Here is a 15,019-nt window from a genome sequence, read left to right as displayed (position 1 = left end):
ACGGCGCCGTCTACGACTGCTACCAGCCGCAAACCGCCCTCCTGATCTACCTCTGGTCGCAGGATCCCCCGCCCAACTCCGGCGCCGGGCCGACTCCGAGACAAGTGGCTCAGCTCGCCATCGACGAGATGGAACTGCGGGCCATCGACATTGGGATCACTCCCCGGCCGGGCGCCGGCAACGTCGGCATCGTCGGGATGCCGGTCTGGCTGTGGGCGACAAACCCGAATGACCACACGGTCGGACCGATCACCGCGTCAGCATCAGCCGGCGGGATCACCATCAACGCGACTGCTCGGCTGCGGAAGCTCACCTGGGACATGGGCGATGGCACGAAGGTCACCTGCAGAGGGACCGGCACGCCGTACAAGCCCTCCTACGGCAAGAGAGAGTCACCCGACTGCGGGCACGTCTACGACAAGTCCAGCTCGTCGAAGTCGGGCGGGAAGTTCATTGTCACCGCAACCTCCGACTGGGTCATCACCTGGGCAGGGGCAGGACAGACCGGGACCATCCGGCTGAACGGCTTGCAACGGTCGGTCGCTATCGCGATCGGAGAGGCACAGGTGCTCGTGAGGTAGCGGGCTGAGGAGAGGCACGACGTATGACCAGTACAGCAACCCGAGACGACAGGACGCTCGAACGTGAGCCTGCTCCCGCCGCCACTCCGCTCTCGCCGCCTCCCAAACTCCGACGACGTCCTGCCCTGATCGCGGCCGCGATCGTGGCCATCTGCCTGGGAGCACTGCTCGCTGGTTGGGCGTGGACGGCCACCACCACCACCCAGGAAGTCCTGGTCGCTCGTCACGGCATCGAGCGTGGCTCGGTGATCGAGGCCGCAGATCTCGCCCGGGTGCGACTCAGCTCGGACCCGGCACTCAGGCCGGTCCCGGCCTCAAAGTTCGATCAGGTGGTCGGTCAACGAGCAGCGCTCGACGTTGCAGAGGGCGGGATGCTGACTCCCAGCTCGTTCTCATCGGCGGTGACTCCCGCCGCGGGAAACTCCGTGGTCGGTGTCGCATTGACGCCCGCGCAGGCTCCCGGTCTGAACCTCCAGTACGGCGACCGGGTACGTGTGGTTGTCACACCGGCACAAGGCGACGACCTTCCAGCTGGGGTTCCGCTATTCAATGATGCGGAGGTCGTCGGCGTCACCGCCTCCGACGAGACCGGGCAGATCGTTGTCGATCTGCTGGTCCCCCACGCTGATGCCACAGTCCTTGCGACTCGGGTCGCAACGGGCGACATCGCGATCGTGCTCGACTCGAGAGATCGCTGACACATGGCCGTCATCGCGCTCGCTTCGGCATCGGGTTCCCCGGGTGTCACCACCACCGCGCTCGGCATGGCACTGCTGTGGCCCCGTCCGGTACTTCTCGTTGAGGCCGATCCGACGGGCGGTTCCGGGATCCTGGCCGGATACTTCCGAGGAGCTGAGCAGTACACCGCCGGCATCATCGAGCTGGCCCTGAGCTCCAGCACCGTCGGCGAAGCGCTCTCCGATGTCGCCCAACCAATCGAGGGAACCCACGTCTCGTTCGTGGCCGGCACTCGGTCCCACTCTCAGGCGGGCGCGGTTCGCGACCTGTGGGCACCGTTGGCGGAGTCTCTTGCGGAGCTGGAGTCTGCCGGACAGGACGTCATCATCGACGTCGGCCGGCTCGGCCTCTTCGGCTCACCAGAAGTGCTGCTCGAGGCCGCCGACCTCGCCCTGCTTGTCAGCCGGACCACGCTGCCCGCACTGTCCGCGCTTCGCTCATGGGCCGACTCGTTTCAGCGTCCCCCGTTGGACTGGCACCAATCGGGGTTGCTGCTCGTCGGCGACAGCCAGCCGTATGACGCCCGCGAAGTGTCGACCGTCGTGGACCTGCCCGTGGTGGCAAGTCTCCCGGACGAACCGGAATCAGCCGCAGTGTTCGCCCGCGGAGCCGCTCCCCCGCGCCGCTTCGAGACCGGCGCACTCGCGCGGAGTCTCCACGCTGCGATCGCCGCGATCCACTCGACGATCACTCATCGCCGCAGCGAACTGCTCGAAGGTGCTCAGCCATGACGACAGAAGGCACCGAGGAGCGTGCGGGGATCAAGACGAAAATCGCTGAACTGCCGCTTTTCAGCTCATCGCCACCGAACAACGGACACAGCGCCGGACCTTCCCACCTCGGGGCACTCCCCCGGCTGGCCAGCGTTGCTCCGTCACCGGTCCGGAACATGGACTGGGCCCTTGTCGCCGCGCTGCGGGCTCAGGCCTCCGAGCAGCTCAGTCAAGCTGTTGCTGCCGACCGGGGTCGACTCAACAAGGCGGGACAGCAAGAGCTCGGGAGGTCGATCGTTCTCGACCTGATCGTGTCCACCGTGGCAGATCGGGCGAACGCGGGCGAGGCGGCAATACCGATGGTCCAACAGGACGCACTTGCGCGCGCCGTCTTCGACTCGCTCTTCAAGCTGGGACGCCTCCAACCACTCGTGGATGACGACCGGGTCGAGAACATCATCATCGCTGGCCACGACAACGTCCTGCTCGAACTCACCGATGGTTCCTTGGTCGACGGCCCGAGTGTCGCTGGATCGGACCAGGAACTGATCGACTTCCTGGTCTTCCTGGCCTCGCGGAGCGAGGTCAACGCCCGCGGCTTCTCCGAGGCACAACCCCGCCTCCACCTACGCCTCGACGGCGGATCCCGCCTCGCGGCGGCGGCCTGGGTCACTCCTCGCCCGTCCGTTGTCATTCGGCGTCACCGACTGATGGAAGTCACTCTCGACGACCTCGTCTCGCGGCGGATGCTCACACCTGTCACCGCATCGTTCCTTCGCGCCGCCGTGCGAGCGCGCAAGAGCATCATCGTCTCCGGCAGCCAAGGAGCCGGCAAGACAACTCTGGTCCGTGCCCTCTGCGCTGAGATCGATCCACTGGAGGCCATCGGCACTTTCGAGACCGAGTACGAGTTGCATCTGCACGAGTTGCGCGACCGACATCGGATCGTCCATCCGTGGGAGGCCCGCCCAGGGTCAGGCGAACGCGGGCCCGACGGACGACAAGCGGGCGAATTCACCCTCGACGAGGCCTTGGTCGATTCCTTCCGCTTCAACCTCTCGCGCCAGATCGTCGGGGAGGTTCGGGGCAAGGAGATCTGGGCGATGATCAAGGCGATGGAGTCCGGCACCGGGTCCATCTCGACTACCCATGCAGCCGACGCGATCGCGGCCATCCGCAAGCTCGTGACCTGCGCGATGGAGGCTGGATCTCACGTCACCCATGATCTGGCGACCAGCAAACTCGCCGCTACCATCGACCTGATCGTCCATCTCGATCTGCGCACCGAAAGGGACGGCGACAGATCGCACCGGCATCGTCGGCTTGCCGAGATCATCGCGCTCGAGCCCGGTGAACGCGAGACTGGCTACGCGACCACCCACATCTTCGCTCCCGACCCAGACGGCACAGCCTCGCCGGCCGTCCTGCCGGACTCCTACCGCGCACTCGCAGCCCACGGCTTCGACTTGGCTGGCTACCTGGCGCAGCAGGAGGTGCGGTCATGATCGTTCTCATTCCAGCTGTTGCTGGAGCCTTGCTTGTCGGTGGGTTCCTGACACTCCTCATCGGCCTCCGGCCCACCGAGCTTGCATCACGTACACCTCGACGTCGTCGACTTTGGCCAGTGACAAAACGGTTCCGTCTCCTACTGCTGTCCGGCCTCGGTGCAGGAGTCGTCGCACTGCTCGTCACCGGGTGGGTGTTGTCGCTCATCGTGGTGCCCGTTGCATTCGTCGGCCTACCCACCCTGTTGTCCTCATCGTCGGCCTCGGCGCAGATCAACCGACTCGAAGGGATGGAGGAATGGACTCGATCGTTGTCCGGTGTCCTCACCGTCGGTGTCGGCCTTGAGCAAGCGTTGGTGGCCACCCTTCGATCGACGCCTGCAGCGATCGCGCCGGAAGTCACGAGGTTGGTCGCGAGGCTTCGGGCGCGGTGGGTCACCGAGGACGCGTTACGGGCCTTCGCCGACGAGCTCGACGATGCCACCGGCGACCTGGTGGCCGCCAACTTGATCCTCGGCGCACGACGCCGAGGCGCCGGATTGGCGAGCGTACTCGAAGGACTTGCCGAATCTGTTGCCTCCGACGTTCGGGCGCGACGCCAGGTCGAAGCCGACCGAGCCAAGCCGCGTGCGACGGCCCGTTCGGTCACTCTGATCAGTGTGGGTGTCCTGGTCGTCCTCGCCGTCTCCGGAACGTATGTCGAGCCATACCGGAGCCCGCTCGGGCAAGTCATCTTGATCGCATTGCTCTCCGCGTATGTCGCGACCCTCATCTGGATGAAGCGGATGGCGATAGGCCGCCCACTGCCTAGATTCCTTTCCCCCGCCTCCGAGATCGGCGGTGCCACATGACGACCGGACTGCAACTGGCGCTGGCCGGTGGCGCCCTGCTTGGGCTGGGCTTGGTGCTGGTCATCGCCCGGCTGCTGCCTGCTGAACCAGATCTCGCTGAGGCACTCAGCCGACTGACTCCCGCGCGTGGGCGGGTCACTGCCCTCGGCCCGGCCACCTCCCCACAGGGCAAAGAACGAATCGGGGTCTGGGCAATCAAGTCGCTGCCACCCGGCGTGTGGGTGCGGACGCCGACCCGAGAGCTCGCACTGCTGCGTATCCCGATGGCGCAGTTCTACGGCGACAAGCTCGTCTTCGCGTTCCTGGGCCTACTGATCCCGCCGCTCCTGGCCTTCCTCTTCGGCCTCATCGGCCTTGGCTTCCCGTTCGCGGTACCGGCGATAGCGTCGCTCGGCCTCGCCGTGGCGATGTTCTTCCTGCCCAACTACAACGCGATCGACGATGCAAAAGAGGCCCGGCTCGAATTCAGTCGAGCGCTCGGCGCATACATCGACCTCGTTGCCCTGGAACGCAACAACGGCTCGGGCGTGCGGCAGGCCATGGAGTCGGCCGCGGAGGTCGGAGACTCGTGGGTATTCACGCGGCTGAGCGAGGAGCTCACCCGTTCCCGCTGGTCCGGCCAACCGCCGTGGGGTGCCCTGCATGCGCTCGCCGACGAGCTCGGATTGCCTGAGCTGAATGACTTCGCCGACATCATGCGACTCTCCGGCGAGGAGGGCGCGTCGGTCTACACGAATCTGCGTGCCCGCTCCGCCGCGATGCGCACCGCGATGCTCAACGACGAGATTGCTGAGGCCAATGCGGTTGGCGAGCGCATGACGATCCCCGGGTCCCTGCTCGGCGTCATCTTCATGGCGCTGCTGGTAGCCCCGTCACTGCTGCGGATGTTCAGCAACACCTGACCCCAATGGCCCCATGAAAGTGAACCTATCCAGGAAGGAACGACATGAATCGATTCGTGGAAGCGCTACTGGTGCTAAACCTCGGGCTCAATGCACGGCTGCGACGAGACGAGCGCGGCTCAGTCACCACCGAGCACGTCCTCTGGGCGGTCGCCGTCATCGCCATCGTCGGCATCGTGGTTGCGGCGGTGAAGGCATATGTCGAGAGCCAGGCCGGCAACATCAGGTAGTAGGAGCGACCGGCGTCGCCAGGACGACTGCGGATCGGTTTCGATCGAGTTGGTCATCTTGCTGCCTGTTCTGTTTGCGGTGATGTTCCTCGGGATGCAGGCCGCGTTGTTCTATCACGCCCGCACAGTGGCGATCGCAGCTGCGCAAGAAGGCTCTCGCGCCGCTGGCGGCGAACACGGCACTGAGTCCAGCGGAGCCACCGCTGCTTCCGACTTCGTTGCCGAGGCTGGCGGCAATGAGGTCCTGCCGGGGGCAAGCGCCACAGCAATCCGCACTGCAACCACCGTCACCGTCACGGTCACGGGGCACAGCCTGAGCGTCATCCCCGGATGGAACCCTGTCGTCAAGCAGAGCGCCTCACTTCCCGTGGAGAGGCTGACTGCGCCATGAAGCCCACACGAGCCCCGAACAGGGACGAGCACGGCTCCGCCTCGATCGAGGCCGCTGTCGGACTGCCGGCTTTCGTGCTCTTTGTCGGCCTCATCATTTTCGGCGGACGAACCGCAATGTCGCACCAGGCGGTTGAGTCAGCCGCGGCCGATGCTGCCCGTTCCGCCTCGATCGCCCGTACGAGCTCCGACGCGGCGAAGGACGCCAAGAGGGCTGCCCGGGCCAGTCTGGCCAACCAGCAGGTTCACTGCCTCAACATCAACGTGTCGATCGACACCGCAGATTTCAGCAAGTCTGTCGGGGAGCCCGGCTCGGTCGTGGTGATCGTCGAATGCCGTCTCGACCTCTCAGATCTCTCCGTTCCGGGCGTACCGGGAAGCCGCGTCATCAAGGCGACGATCTCCAGCCCTCTCGACACATGGAGGGAACGAACATGAGCCAGTGGACGCCTGACGAACGTGGGTCGATCAGCCTGTGGCTGGTGACCTCAAGTTTCGTGATGATGATGTTGGTCGGCCTCGCCGTCGACCTCGGCGGACAGGTCCACGCCCAGCAACGAGCGCATGACGTCGCCGCCCAGGCCGCTCGAACCGCCGGCCAGCAGGTGCAGGCAGCGCCGGCCATCGAGGGCCATTACCTGGCCGTCGACACTGCCGCCGCGCGGAACGCCGCCGAGGACTACCTCGCCGGAGCGAATGTCTCCGGCACCGTGACCATCACCGGCGGCGACACCATCACGGTCAACGTCACAGACGCCTACAGACCCACCTTTCTGAGCTTCATCGGCCTCGGGGATCTCACCGTGACCGGCGAAGCCTCGGCCCGGCTGATCCGCAGCCTCGGAGGGACCGAACGATGACACGATCCTCGCTACAGCTCAGGCACCAACTCCAGGGCTTGGGTGCCACGGCCCTCATCATCCTTTTGGTCGCAGCCGTCCCCGTGCTGCTCATCGCGATTGGATCCGCGCCGTGGGACGCCGACCTCGACAAGATGGGCAACCTGCTCACCACTTCCGACGACGGCACGCTCGCTCTTGTAGTGATCTCCGTTGTCGCATGGATGGCATGGGCTGTGATGGCGTTCTCGGTGTTGGTCGAGACCGTAGCCCAGGTCCGCGGCATGCCCACGCCGTCCCTTTTGGGCTTGGGGGTTCCGCAACGGGCCGCCAGACAACTCGTCGCGACCGCCGCACTACTGTTCGTGGCCGTCCCAACCGCGGCCGCCGCATTTCCAGCTGCGCCTGCACACGCCAGCACCACCCCACCAGTCGTCGAGTCACCCAGACTCGGGTTAGAAGCTGAGCCCGCTGGCGTACACCGCGAGACACCGGACGCAGCAACCACGGGGACGCCGCAGGCGAAGCAGCCGTCGACCATCGACTACACGGTCAAACGTGGCGACAGCCTGTGGAGGATCGCCGATCGCCTGCTCGGCGACGGAGCACGCTACATCGAGATCGTCGAGCACAACCGCGACCTCCTCCACGGGCGACCGAATTTCATCGTCTCGGGCACGGTGCTCAAGGTGCCCGTCGATGCGAACGAACCGGACACCGACCGCGCCGCTGAACAGATTGTCGTCGAGCCCGGCGACACGCTTTCGGCGATCGCTGAGGACACTCTCGATGATCCGCGACGCTACCCAGAGATTTTTGAAGCCTCGCGCGACACTGTCCAGGCAGATGGAGCGAGAATTGCTGATCCAAATCTGATTCGACCCGGATGGAAGCTCACCATCCCAGAGATGCCTCCTCCCGACGCCGGGGTCGTCACACCGCCCACGGCAATCGATCCGCCGGTCGACGAGGCAGCGCCGACGCCTGCGCCGACGACAGCTCCCAATACTTCACCAACGCTCGAACCCCGAACTGACGCGACTACGACTGTCGATGCCCGCGGCAAGGTCGATGAACAAGGCGGCTCCGGTTGGCTCCTGCCCGGGCTCACTGGGGCAGGCGCCATCTTGGCGGGCTCACTGCTCATCGCCGTACGGGCACACCGCCGTACTCAGCAGCGCTCCCGACGGCCGGGACATGTCATCGTGCCGCCACCACCTGAATTGCGAGCCGTCGAGAAGACTGCGTGGCTCACCGGTGCGCCAACGGCTGACGCCGTCGAACAGCTTGACCGGCTCCTCCGCCACCTCGCCTCAACCCCCAGCGTCGTGCCCGAGGTCGACGCCGTTGAACTCGACGCCCGGTCAGTGACGCTTCATCTCGCCGCCGCGACGACCTTGCCGGAGCCGTGGATAGGTGCGGACGACACGTGGCAAGCCGAGCTTGACGCAACTGTGCCGGAGGCTGACGTCCTGCCGCCATACCCGCTGCTCGTGAGCGTCGGCCAGGATGACGCCGGACACTTGTGGCTCGTTGACCTCGAGCGGCTGGGCTCCGTTGCCGTCACCGGCGACACAGCACGAACTGAAGCTCTCGGCACCCACATCGCGGCCGAGCTGGCCCTGAATCCGTGGTCAGTCCTCGTCGCAACCGACGTCGTCGGCATTGCCTCCGAGCTCGCTCTGCTCGACCCCGTACGCCTCCACCACCATGTTCCAAACGACATCACCTTCCTCGGCCATCTGCGTAAGGAGCTTGATGCGGCTCAGCAGGCCGGGTTCGGGGACCCTGACCCGTTCCACGCAGTGGTAATCACGCCTGATGCATGCCGCACGGACGAACTGCGCGCCGTGGCCGAAATCGTGAGAAACCAGACTTCTCGCGCAGGCACCGCGATCGTCAAAATCCATGTGGAACTGGAGCAGCACGATTCAGTTTTTGACGTCACGGTTGACGGACGCCTCCGCATTCAGCACCTCGGCCTTGATCTGCGCACGGCGGGCCTAACGCCCCAGGAGGCACAGGCATGTGCAGCCATCGTCGACCTGACACGGGAGGCAACGGCGATCCCGACACCCGACACAGAGGCCGCCGCAGGTTGGCGTGCCCTCGCTGACGATGCCGGTGCGCTCCGGGGCGAACTCACCGAAGCCCGCCCCATCGGACCGGCGGGAGACGGCTCCCTTCTGCCGAACTCAGCAGACGCATACGAGGCGATGGCGGCGACCACCACCGAGGACGTCGCCGTGCTTGCGCCCGTAACCCCCACGCCGACCCGCCAAGTCGTAGAGGAGACCGACCCCACCCTCGACCTGGACCTCGCCGAGTGGTTGAACCCAGACAGCGTCTATCCGAAGCTGACACTCCTTGGTCCCGTCGACGCGTCCGCCCGCGGCGCCTACACAGAGATCGCCGAGCGCAAGCCGTACTTCGTCGAGATGCTCGCCTATCTTGCGCTGCACCCCCAAGGCGTCTCCTCTGCGTCGGTCGCCGAAGCCTTCTCGATCGGTACATCTCGCGCTCGGACTGACCTCAGCTTCGTTCGCGCATGGCTCGCCGCGAACCCACGGACTGGTCGCCCTCACTTGCCCGCAGCCAACGCCTCCCCCGTCTACGAGCAGACCGGAGTCGCCGGCTACCAAGTTGAAGACCTCCTCGTCGACTTCGACCTCTTCCGCCGGCTACGGGCACGCGGTCAGGCTCGTGGCGCTGATGGAATCGCTGACCTTCAGACGGCACTTGAACTGGTCAATGGCGAACCCTTCGACCGTCTGCGCGAGCGAGGCTGGAGCTGGCTTCTCGACGGAGAACGCCTCCACGAGACCGCTGCCTGCGCAGTCGTCGACACCGCCCACATCGTGGTCACCAATTCACTCGAAAATGGCGACTTGGCAACCGCACATTCGGCCGCAAAGACCTCTTGTCATGCCGCACCGTATGACGAAATCGCACGGCTCGACCTCGCCAAGGCCACAGAAGCTGCAGGCCACAATGTGCTCGCAGAACAGATCCTCCGAGACGACGTCTTCAACCGGAGAGACGACGACCTCCCGCCGATCGACCTGCCCGAGCGCACCGAGCACATCGTCAAGAACCACGACTGGGGGCGCCCACGACGCCCCTCGGAGAACCACTGACCTCTAGGTTATGAACCCAAATATTCCTAGGCATACGGTCAAATGCGACGGATTGACGCGGGCGGCAAAGCCGCTCGGCTCTTCTAAATGTCGGTACGTCGGCGGACGATGGGACCCATGACCAAACGACTGACGTCCGAACGGACTGGCGAGACCACCCATCGGATCCGTGACACTCGTCTTACCGACGAACTGACGGGCGAAACGACCCACCGCATCCGAGGTGACAGGGTGACCGATGAGGCAACGGGCGAGACTACCCACCGGATCCGTGGCGATCGCCTAGCCGACGAGCTGACCGGCGAAACCACTCACCGCATCCGCGGATGACCTAGGCAGCCGCAGCCTCTTAGTGTCTTTCAGGTGCTAGTTGTGGTTTCCAAGTGACTAAGTCGCGGCGGAAAGACGCAAGCGTGGCTGAGTGTCAGACGCTTTCGTCATCGAGATCGACCTGGTCGTCCTGCGGAACGTCAATAAGGTCCTCCGGCGGCATCGACTCCAGATACTCGAGACATCTATCGCCGAAAGGCGTCCGCTCGTAGCCAGGTTCTACGACCGAACCAAGTTTCTTCAACTTCTTGGGACGGCGATTGCCTTGAGCCTTCTTGCTCGGGTTCTCCAGGATCCATTGCAACTTCGCTAGCTCAGCCTGTAGGTCGAGGATGTATCGGTCATGACGACGCTCGGCGGCATAAGTGTCTCGGCTGGCCATCCCGGTTCTTACAATCTCGGACAGCACGTTGGTCGCCCCCTCGACGCTAAGGCCACTCGCCTCGGCGATAGTCCCCAATGGAGCCCCGCGACGGCCGGCTGTACCTGTTGCCGATGATCCGGGGGTGCTGATGGGGCGTGAGCGCTGGCGTGGCAAGTTGGCCAGAACCCGAATATGGGGCTCCTCCAGGACCGACAAGCCAGCTATTACCAGCCGCTCCTCGTCCACCTGAGCATCGTCTCTAGCGAGCCCGTTCGCCAACGCCCGTCCGAGCGCACGGATCTTCTGACTGTTGGACGTGGTTGCGGCTGCCTGGAGTGCGTCTCCGAGCAACTGTGCTGTGCCTGTGGCACTCAATGATTGCGTCACCACGTCCTCGGGTGCACCCCCAAGTCGCTCACTGGCGGTTTGGAGCATGTAGCCGGCCGAGCGCCGACGAAGATCGCTCAGCTCCTCCCACGACTTCGCTGCCAAGCGCATAAAGACCGGCTCGAGACCTACCGCGATGAGCGCCCCAGGCACCCCGCCGACTGTTGCTCCCGCGACCGCAGCGATTGCCTTGCCGCCGATGTCGCCCACTCCCTTGTCCGCACTCTCGCCATCCATACGGGAATCATGCCTCCTGACTTCGACAAGTGGTGCCGACTCCGAGTCGCTATCGGCTGCGGCAAGTTGCCCGAGCTGCCTACCTTCAGGGCCGAACCGGAGATGCGACGTTCTGTCGCATTTGAGGCGAAGCTCGTCGACGTCGAGACAACTTAGCCAAAGCTCAACGCTGGAGGTGAAGGTGCGGCGCTCGGGCGGTGAAGGCGGTGGAATGATGCGATGGGCGGTACGCGGCGACAGAACGTCCTCTATCAGCTGGCCTGGCCCTTCGATCGCCGGGTGATCCGAACCCAGAGCCGGTGGAGCCGCCTTGCAAAGGCTCGATCGATCGCTGCGTCGAGTTCCATCGCCCATTGGTCTACCTCCGGCTGTCGGGAGTCATATGGCATGCGGTCATGGGCGTCGTAGGGCACGCTGCTGCGCGTGACCAAACTCCGATCGTCCCGGTGGAGAAGATTCCTGTACGGGTAAGCCGCTCGCCGGGCCTGAGCAAGATCCGTCCAGTCCAGCTTCTCGAGCGGCGTCTCGTCGATAATTGAGTCCGCCATGAGGAGGTATCCGGACATGTCGCCCAAGACGCGTTGGAACTCTCGGAGTGCAATCTCGCCTTCGCGACGCCGGGTTCGGTCGCCGCGCCAATTGTCACTCGTGATCGCTATACCCGCGGCAACGATGCCGGACGCAAGTGTGGCGCCAACGGTAGCGATCACAGACATGGGCTGAGTATCGCCGATGACGGGTGCCCAGTTCAGTGAACGAGCCGCTACGTGGTGCTGAACTGAGCGCTCGAAGGACGCTGGCGCAGCTCGCCAGACGGGTTCAATGGCCAGGTATGCGCTCAAATCCATTGACTGACTTCGCGCCGATCTTGCTTGACACCCAAAGTCGAAATACCAAGACGCTGTCGCGATACGAGTTTTTGAGCCTGGACAGGTCAAAGGGCTCTCGGTTGGCGTGCTTCACGGCGTTGTACGCGGCCGTTGCTTCCGATGCCCACTCGTCCAAACAGAATGGCGTCTCGAACTTCAAGTCTCGGGCAACGCGCTGCAAACGAGCATGATGAGACTGAGCGGCTGCCGCGCCTCGCGCGGCGCCGTCTTCCAGAGCGAGACGATGTCCCACCGCCTCGAAGCCGATTCCAAGTTCCGCGACCCTCGCCTCGAACGACAAACCCGGTAGGAAAAGGCTGGTCAAGATCGGATCGATTCCACGTGCGAAGTCATGACGAAGGCTGAGCCAGCGGGCTACGCCGCGCGGTTGAAGTTCTTGGAAGGTGAATAGATATGAGGGTCGCCCAACAGGCGCTTCATCAGGTATCCGGGTCGCAAAGGTGGCAACAGGGGACCACTTGCGAAATCGGGGTGTCCCGTCCACCGATCTCATCGGGTCGGCGTCTCTGGTCACCTCATGAGAAATATAGGCAGCTTCTCGCCATGCGGCGACGCTGATGAGATCACGCACGGCATTGTGAAGTTTCCAGTGGTCGGCCCACATCCGTGGCCGCGATACAAGGGTCTCGATCAGCATTCGTTCCCGGATCTTTGTGGTGTCCGGCTCCGACCGATCATCGATGCTGAAGGTCGGCGCGACATTTAGGTTCAGTGATCGTCCTATCGGGATCGGGGGCGGTGACCTCACCTGCAGCTCGGCGCCAAAGAACTTGCCCTCAACAACGTGGTCCTCGCGTGACAGACTTCGCAGACCCATCCAGTCGCCGAGGCCATGAAGTTCGGAACGCAGCCCATTGATTCGTGTGTAGTCCGCGCCGCCCCTGCCTCCTAAGATGGCGTACTCCGGCTCGACGTAGCCCTCGCCGAGTTGCGAGATGATTTTCTGATTCATTCCCAGACTTCGGCAATTGACCAGAGTCACCGCGCCAAAGGAGTCCGCAAACTCAAGGTGCTCGGGGACTTGATAGCGGAACCGACTCTTCTCGGGGTCGTCGCCCCAGGATGCGTTCACGAACCAGCGCAGGTACGTGTCGCTTAGCCTCCGATCCCATGGCACTGTCAGTAGGAGACGCTCGCCGTCGTTCTCAAGCCGCACTGTGACATGTGGAGTGCGATGGTCACCGTCGGTCATGTAGCCAAGCCGCGATGAGCCAACACGACGAAGATCCGAATCCACTTTTCTCCCTTTCGAATTACCTTGGCAGCAACTGCCGTAGCGCGGCCAAGACGGACGACCCCGAATACAGCGCCGGGTCACTGTGGGTCAGTATCCAACGGCCCCGCTTAAGATTCGGCACACGAGACAATGGACGATTGACGTCATTGGGTCTGGTTGCCCTCGTCGACCGCGACAGCACCGCACCACCTTCCCCAGCCCTCGGTGGCGGGACTCAATGGCACCCGCGCGGGATGCTCGATGTGTGCGGCACGGCGGGCGCCCGGCTCAACAATGCAGGGGTTCATCGGGTCGGCGGGAAGCGCCCGGATTGGACCACCGAGTCAATCTGGGCGGACTGCCACACATTTGCCTGCCGCCTTTAGCCACCAGATGACGTCGCCTTCCCGGGCGGGCGCTGACCTGCGGAAATAGTCGTGCCCTGGGTAGTTCGAGCCGGCGCCCGGGGAACCCGGGCGAGCATTCCCCGGGCGCAATTTGGTGCGTTCGCCGAGGAACGTCGTGGGCATGAACCACACAACGCCTCGGCAGTACGGGACCTCGCGGTGGACTCAGCAACTGCCGCTCGTCCTGTCCGAGTCACCGGACCTCGCCACCGCCGCCATGATGCTGGCTCGTACCGGCATTCCGATCTTCCCTTGCGCTCCGGGCGGGAAGCATCCGCTGACCAAACGTGGGTTCCACGACGCCTCTACCGACCCCGCTCAGGTCAAGGCCTGGTGGGGACTTCAGCCCGATGCGAACGTCGGGATGCCGACTGGGCTCCCCTCTGGGGTTGATGTCGTCGACGTCGACGTCCACTCCGCCGGGAACGGATTCTCGGCCTTCGAGCTGGCACGGTCTGCTGGCCTGACCAACGACTGGGCATGGCTGGTGCGCACCCCGTCGGGTGGCCTTCATGCCTACTTCCTTCATCCTGACCCGCACGAGCAGCGGTCGTGGCAGGTGCCGAGCTCGCACGTCGACTTCCGGGGCGATGGCGGCTACATCATCGTGCCGCCGTCGCGAATAGCGACTGCGGCGGGCAAGTCCCGCAGCTACAAGACAATCGCCATAGGACAACACCAACCGGGGTCGGTCGACGCTGCCAGTCTTAGACGCCTTCTCGACCCGCCGCGACCTACTCGGCCGCCCGCTGACCTGCGACCCATCGGCTCCCGACCAGACAAACTCGCCGCCTGGGTTGCCTCCCGACCCGAGGGTGCACGCAACCACGGACTGTTCTGGGCGGCCTGCCGGATGGTCGAGGCAGGCCACGGCTTCAACTCCACGGCAGCGCTCCTCGGCGACGCCGCACGGTCAACAGGGCTGGACGACCGAGAGGCACTGACCACGATCCGATCTGCGTTCCGGATCACGAGTCAGCCGGGAAGGGCTGCACCCGCCACTCCCCCGGCCACAGCGGCCGAGGCGGTGGGACTGTGAACACCCCGGACTTCTACGAGCGTCGCGAGGACCGCACTCTCCCCGAACAGTCGCCCACGTTGCCAGAACCTCAGGTCGAGGTCTCGACTCTCGCGCGACACCGCGATCCCTCGCTCCAGGCGTCAGGGTCGACCGGCCAATCGGCTCGGGCGCGACGCACCGTCTCGTGGGTGCGGCCAAGTGAGCTGCCCACTGTGATCGGCACGTCGTGGCTGAGCCGCGGCATCGACCTCCAATCCGAATTGGTACGCCGGTCCCGGCGC

16 protein-coding genes are annotated in these 15,019 nt (G+C 64.6%); 13 read left to right on the top strand and 3 right to left on the bottom strand.

The features are described from left to right. Nucleotides 1–104 precede the first annotated feature (104 nt). The 12 genes from AC0L5F_RS01585 (at nt 105) to AC0L5F_RS01530 (ending at nt 10,216) form a co-directional block, all read left to right on the top strand. A complete protein-coding gene (locus tag AC0L5F_RS01585) occupies nt 105–581 on the top strand; it encodes a hypothetical protein (RefSeq protein WP_473314852.1) in 477 nt (158 codons plus the stop codon). A gap of 143 nt (nt 582–724) precedes the next feature. After that, nucleotides 725–1,279: an SAF domain-containing protein gene (locus AC0L5F_RS01580; RefSeq protein ID WP_473314851.1), complete on the top strand. Its 555-nt coding sequence runs from the start codon at nt 725–727 to the stop codon at nt 1,277–1,279. Nucleotides 1,280–1,282: 3 nt separating this feature from the next. Next, on the top strand, nt 1,283–2,050 hold the full coding sequence (locus tag AC0L5F_RS01575) for a CpaE/TadZ family protein (RefSeq protein ID WP_473314850.1): 768 nt from the start codon (nt 1,283–1,285) through the stop codon (nt 2,048–2,050). Further along, nucleotides 2,047–3,537, top strand: coding sequence for a CpaF family protein (locus tag AC0L5F_RS01570; protein ID WP_473314849.1), 1,491 nt, complete (start codon nt 2,047–2,049; stop codon nt 3,535–3,537). The genes AC0L5F_RS01575 and AC0L5F_RS01570 overlap by 4 nt, the downstream gene beginning before the upstream one ends. Beyond that, nucleotides 3,534–4,388 (top strand): type II secretion system F family protein, encoded by an 855-nt coding sequence (locus AC0L5F_RS01565; RefSeq protein WP_473314848.1) that lies wholly within the window; start codon nt 3,534–3,536, stop codon nt 4,386–4,388. The genes AC0L5F_RS01570 and AC0L5F_RS01565 overlap by 4 nt, the downstream gene beginning before the upstream one ends. After that, nucleotides 4,385–5,290, top strand: coding sequence for a type II secretion system F family protein (locus AC0L5F_RS01560; protein ID WP_473314846.1), 906 nt, complete (start codon nt 4,385–4,387; stop codon nt 5,288–5,290). Before AC0L5F_RS01565 ends, AC0L5F_RS01560 begins: the two co-directional genes overlap by 4 nt. A 44-nt stretch (nt 5,291–5,334) precedes the next feature. Then, on the top strand, nt 5,335–5,520 hold the full coding sequence (locus AC0L5F_RS01555) for a hypothetical protein (protein WP_473314845.1): 186 nt from the start codon (nt 5,335–5,337) through the stop codon (nt 5,518–5,520). A 49-nt stretch (nt 5,521–5,569) separates the two neighbouring features. Then, the gene (locus tag AC0L5F_RS01550) at nt 5,570–5,911 is read left to right on the top strand and encodes a TadE family protein (RefSeq protein WP_473314844.1); all 342 of its coding nucleotides are present in this window, start codon (nt 5,570–5,572) and stop codon (nt 5,909–5,911) included. Continuing rightward, nucleotides 5,908–6,348, top strand: a complete 441-nt coding sequence (locus AC0L5F_RS01545) for a TadE family protein (RefSeq protein ID WP_473314843.1) — start codon at nt 5,908–5,910, stop codon at nt 6,346–6,348. Before AC0L5F_RS01550 ends, AC0L5F_RS01545 begins: the two co-directional genes overlap by 4 nt. Then, the gene (locus AC0L5F_RS01540; RefSeq protein WP_473314842.1) at nt 6,345–6,770 is read left to right on the top strand and encodes a TadE/TadG family type IV pilus assembly protein; all 426 of its coding nucleotides are present in this window, start codon (nt 6,345–6,347) and stop codon (nt 6,768–6,770) included. The genes AC0L5F_RS01545 and AC0L5F_RS01540 overlap by 4 nt, the downstream gene beginning before the upstream one ends. A gap of 83 nt (nt 6,771–6,853) precedes the next feature. After that, complete coding sequence (locus AC0L5F_RS01535) at nt 6,854–9,886, top strand: LysM peptidoglycan-binding domain-containing protein (RefSeq protein ID WP_473314841.1); 3,033 nt, start codon at nt 6,854–6,856, stop codon at nt 9,884–9,886. 117 nt (nt 9,887–10,003) lie between these two features. Beyond that, the gene (locus AC0L5F_RS01530; protein WP_473314840.1) at nt 10,004–10,216 is read left to right on the top strand and encodes a hypothetical protein; all 213 of its coding nucleotides are present in this window, start codon (nt 10,004–10,006) and stop codon (nt 10,214–10,216) included. Nucleotides 10,217–10,310: 94 nt separating this feature from the next. Here AC0L5F_RS01530 and AC0L5F_RS01525 read toward each other — a convergent pair whose 3' ends face one another. The 3 genes from AC0L5F_RS01525 to AC0L5F_RS01515 all read right to left on the bottom strand — a co-directional run bounded on the left by AC0L5F_RS01525 (nt 10,311) and on the right by AC0L5F_RS01515 (nt 13,286). Further along, the gene (locus AC0L5F_RS01525) at nt 10,311–11,204 is read right to left on the bottom strand and encodes a hypothetical protein (RefSeq protein ID WP_473314839.1); all 894 of its coding nucleotides are present in this window, start codon (nt 11,202–11,204) and stop codon (nt 10,311–10,313) included. A 251-nt stretch (nt 11,205–11,455) separates the two neighbouring features. Beyond that, nucleotides 11,456–11,920: a hypothetical protein gene (locus AC0L5F_RS01520; protein ID WP_473314838.1), complete on the bottom strand. Its 465-nt coding sequence runs from the start codon at nt 11,918–11,920 to the stop codon at nt 11,456–11,458. Nucleotides 11,921–12,023: 103 nt separating this feature from the next. Next, nucleotides 12,024–13,286: an ApeA N-terminal domain 1-containing protein gene (locus AC0L5F_RS01515; RefSeq protein ID WP_473314837.1), complete on the bottom strand. Its 1,263-nt coding sequence runs from the start codon at nt 13,284–13,286 to the stop codon at nt 12,024–12,026. 552 nt (nt 13,287–13,838) lie between these two features. On the opposite strand from AC0L5F_RS01515, the gene AC0L5F_RS01510 reads away from it, so the two are divergent. Next, nucleotides 13,839–14,756: a bifunctional DNA primase/polymerase gene (locus AC0L5F_RS01510; protein WP_473316124.1), complete on the top strand. Its 918-nt coding sequence runs from the start codon at nt 13,839–13,841 to the stop codon at nt 14,754–14,756. Nucleotides 14,757–15,019 lie beyond the last annotated feature (263 nt).

Source organism: Aeromicrobium sp. 10G20-16 (genome assembly GCF_055809665.1).
This window is presented reverse-complemented; position numbering and strand designations above follow the sequence as displayed.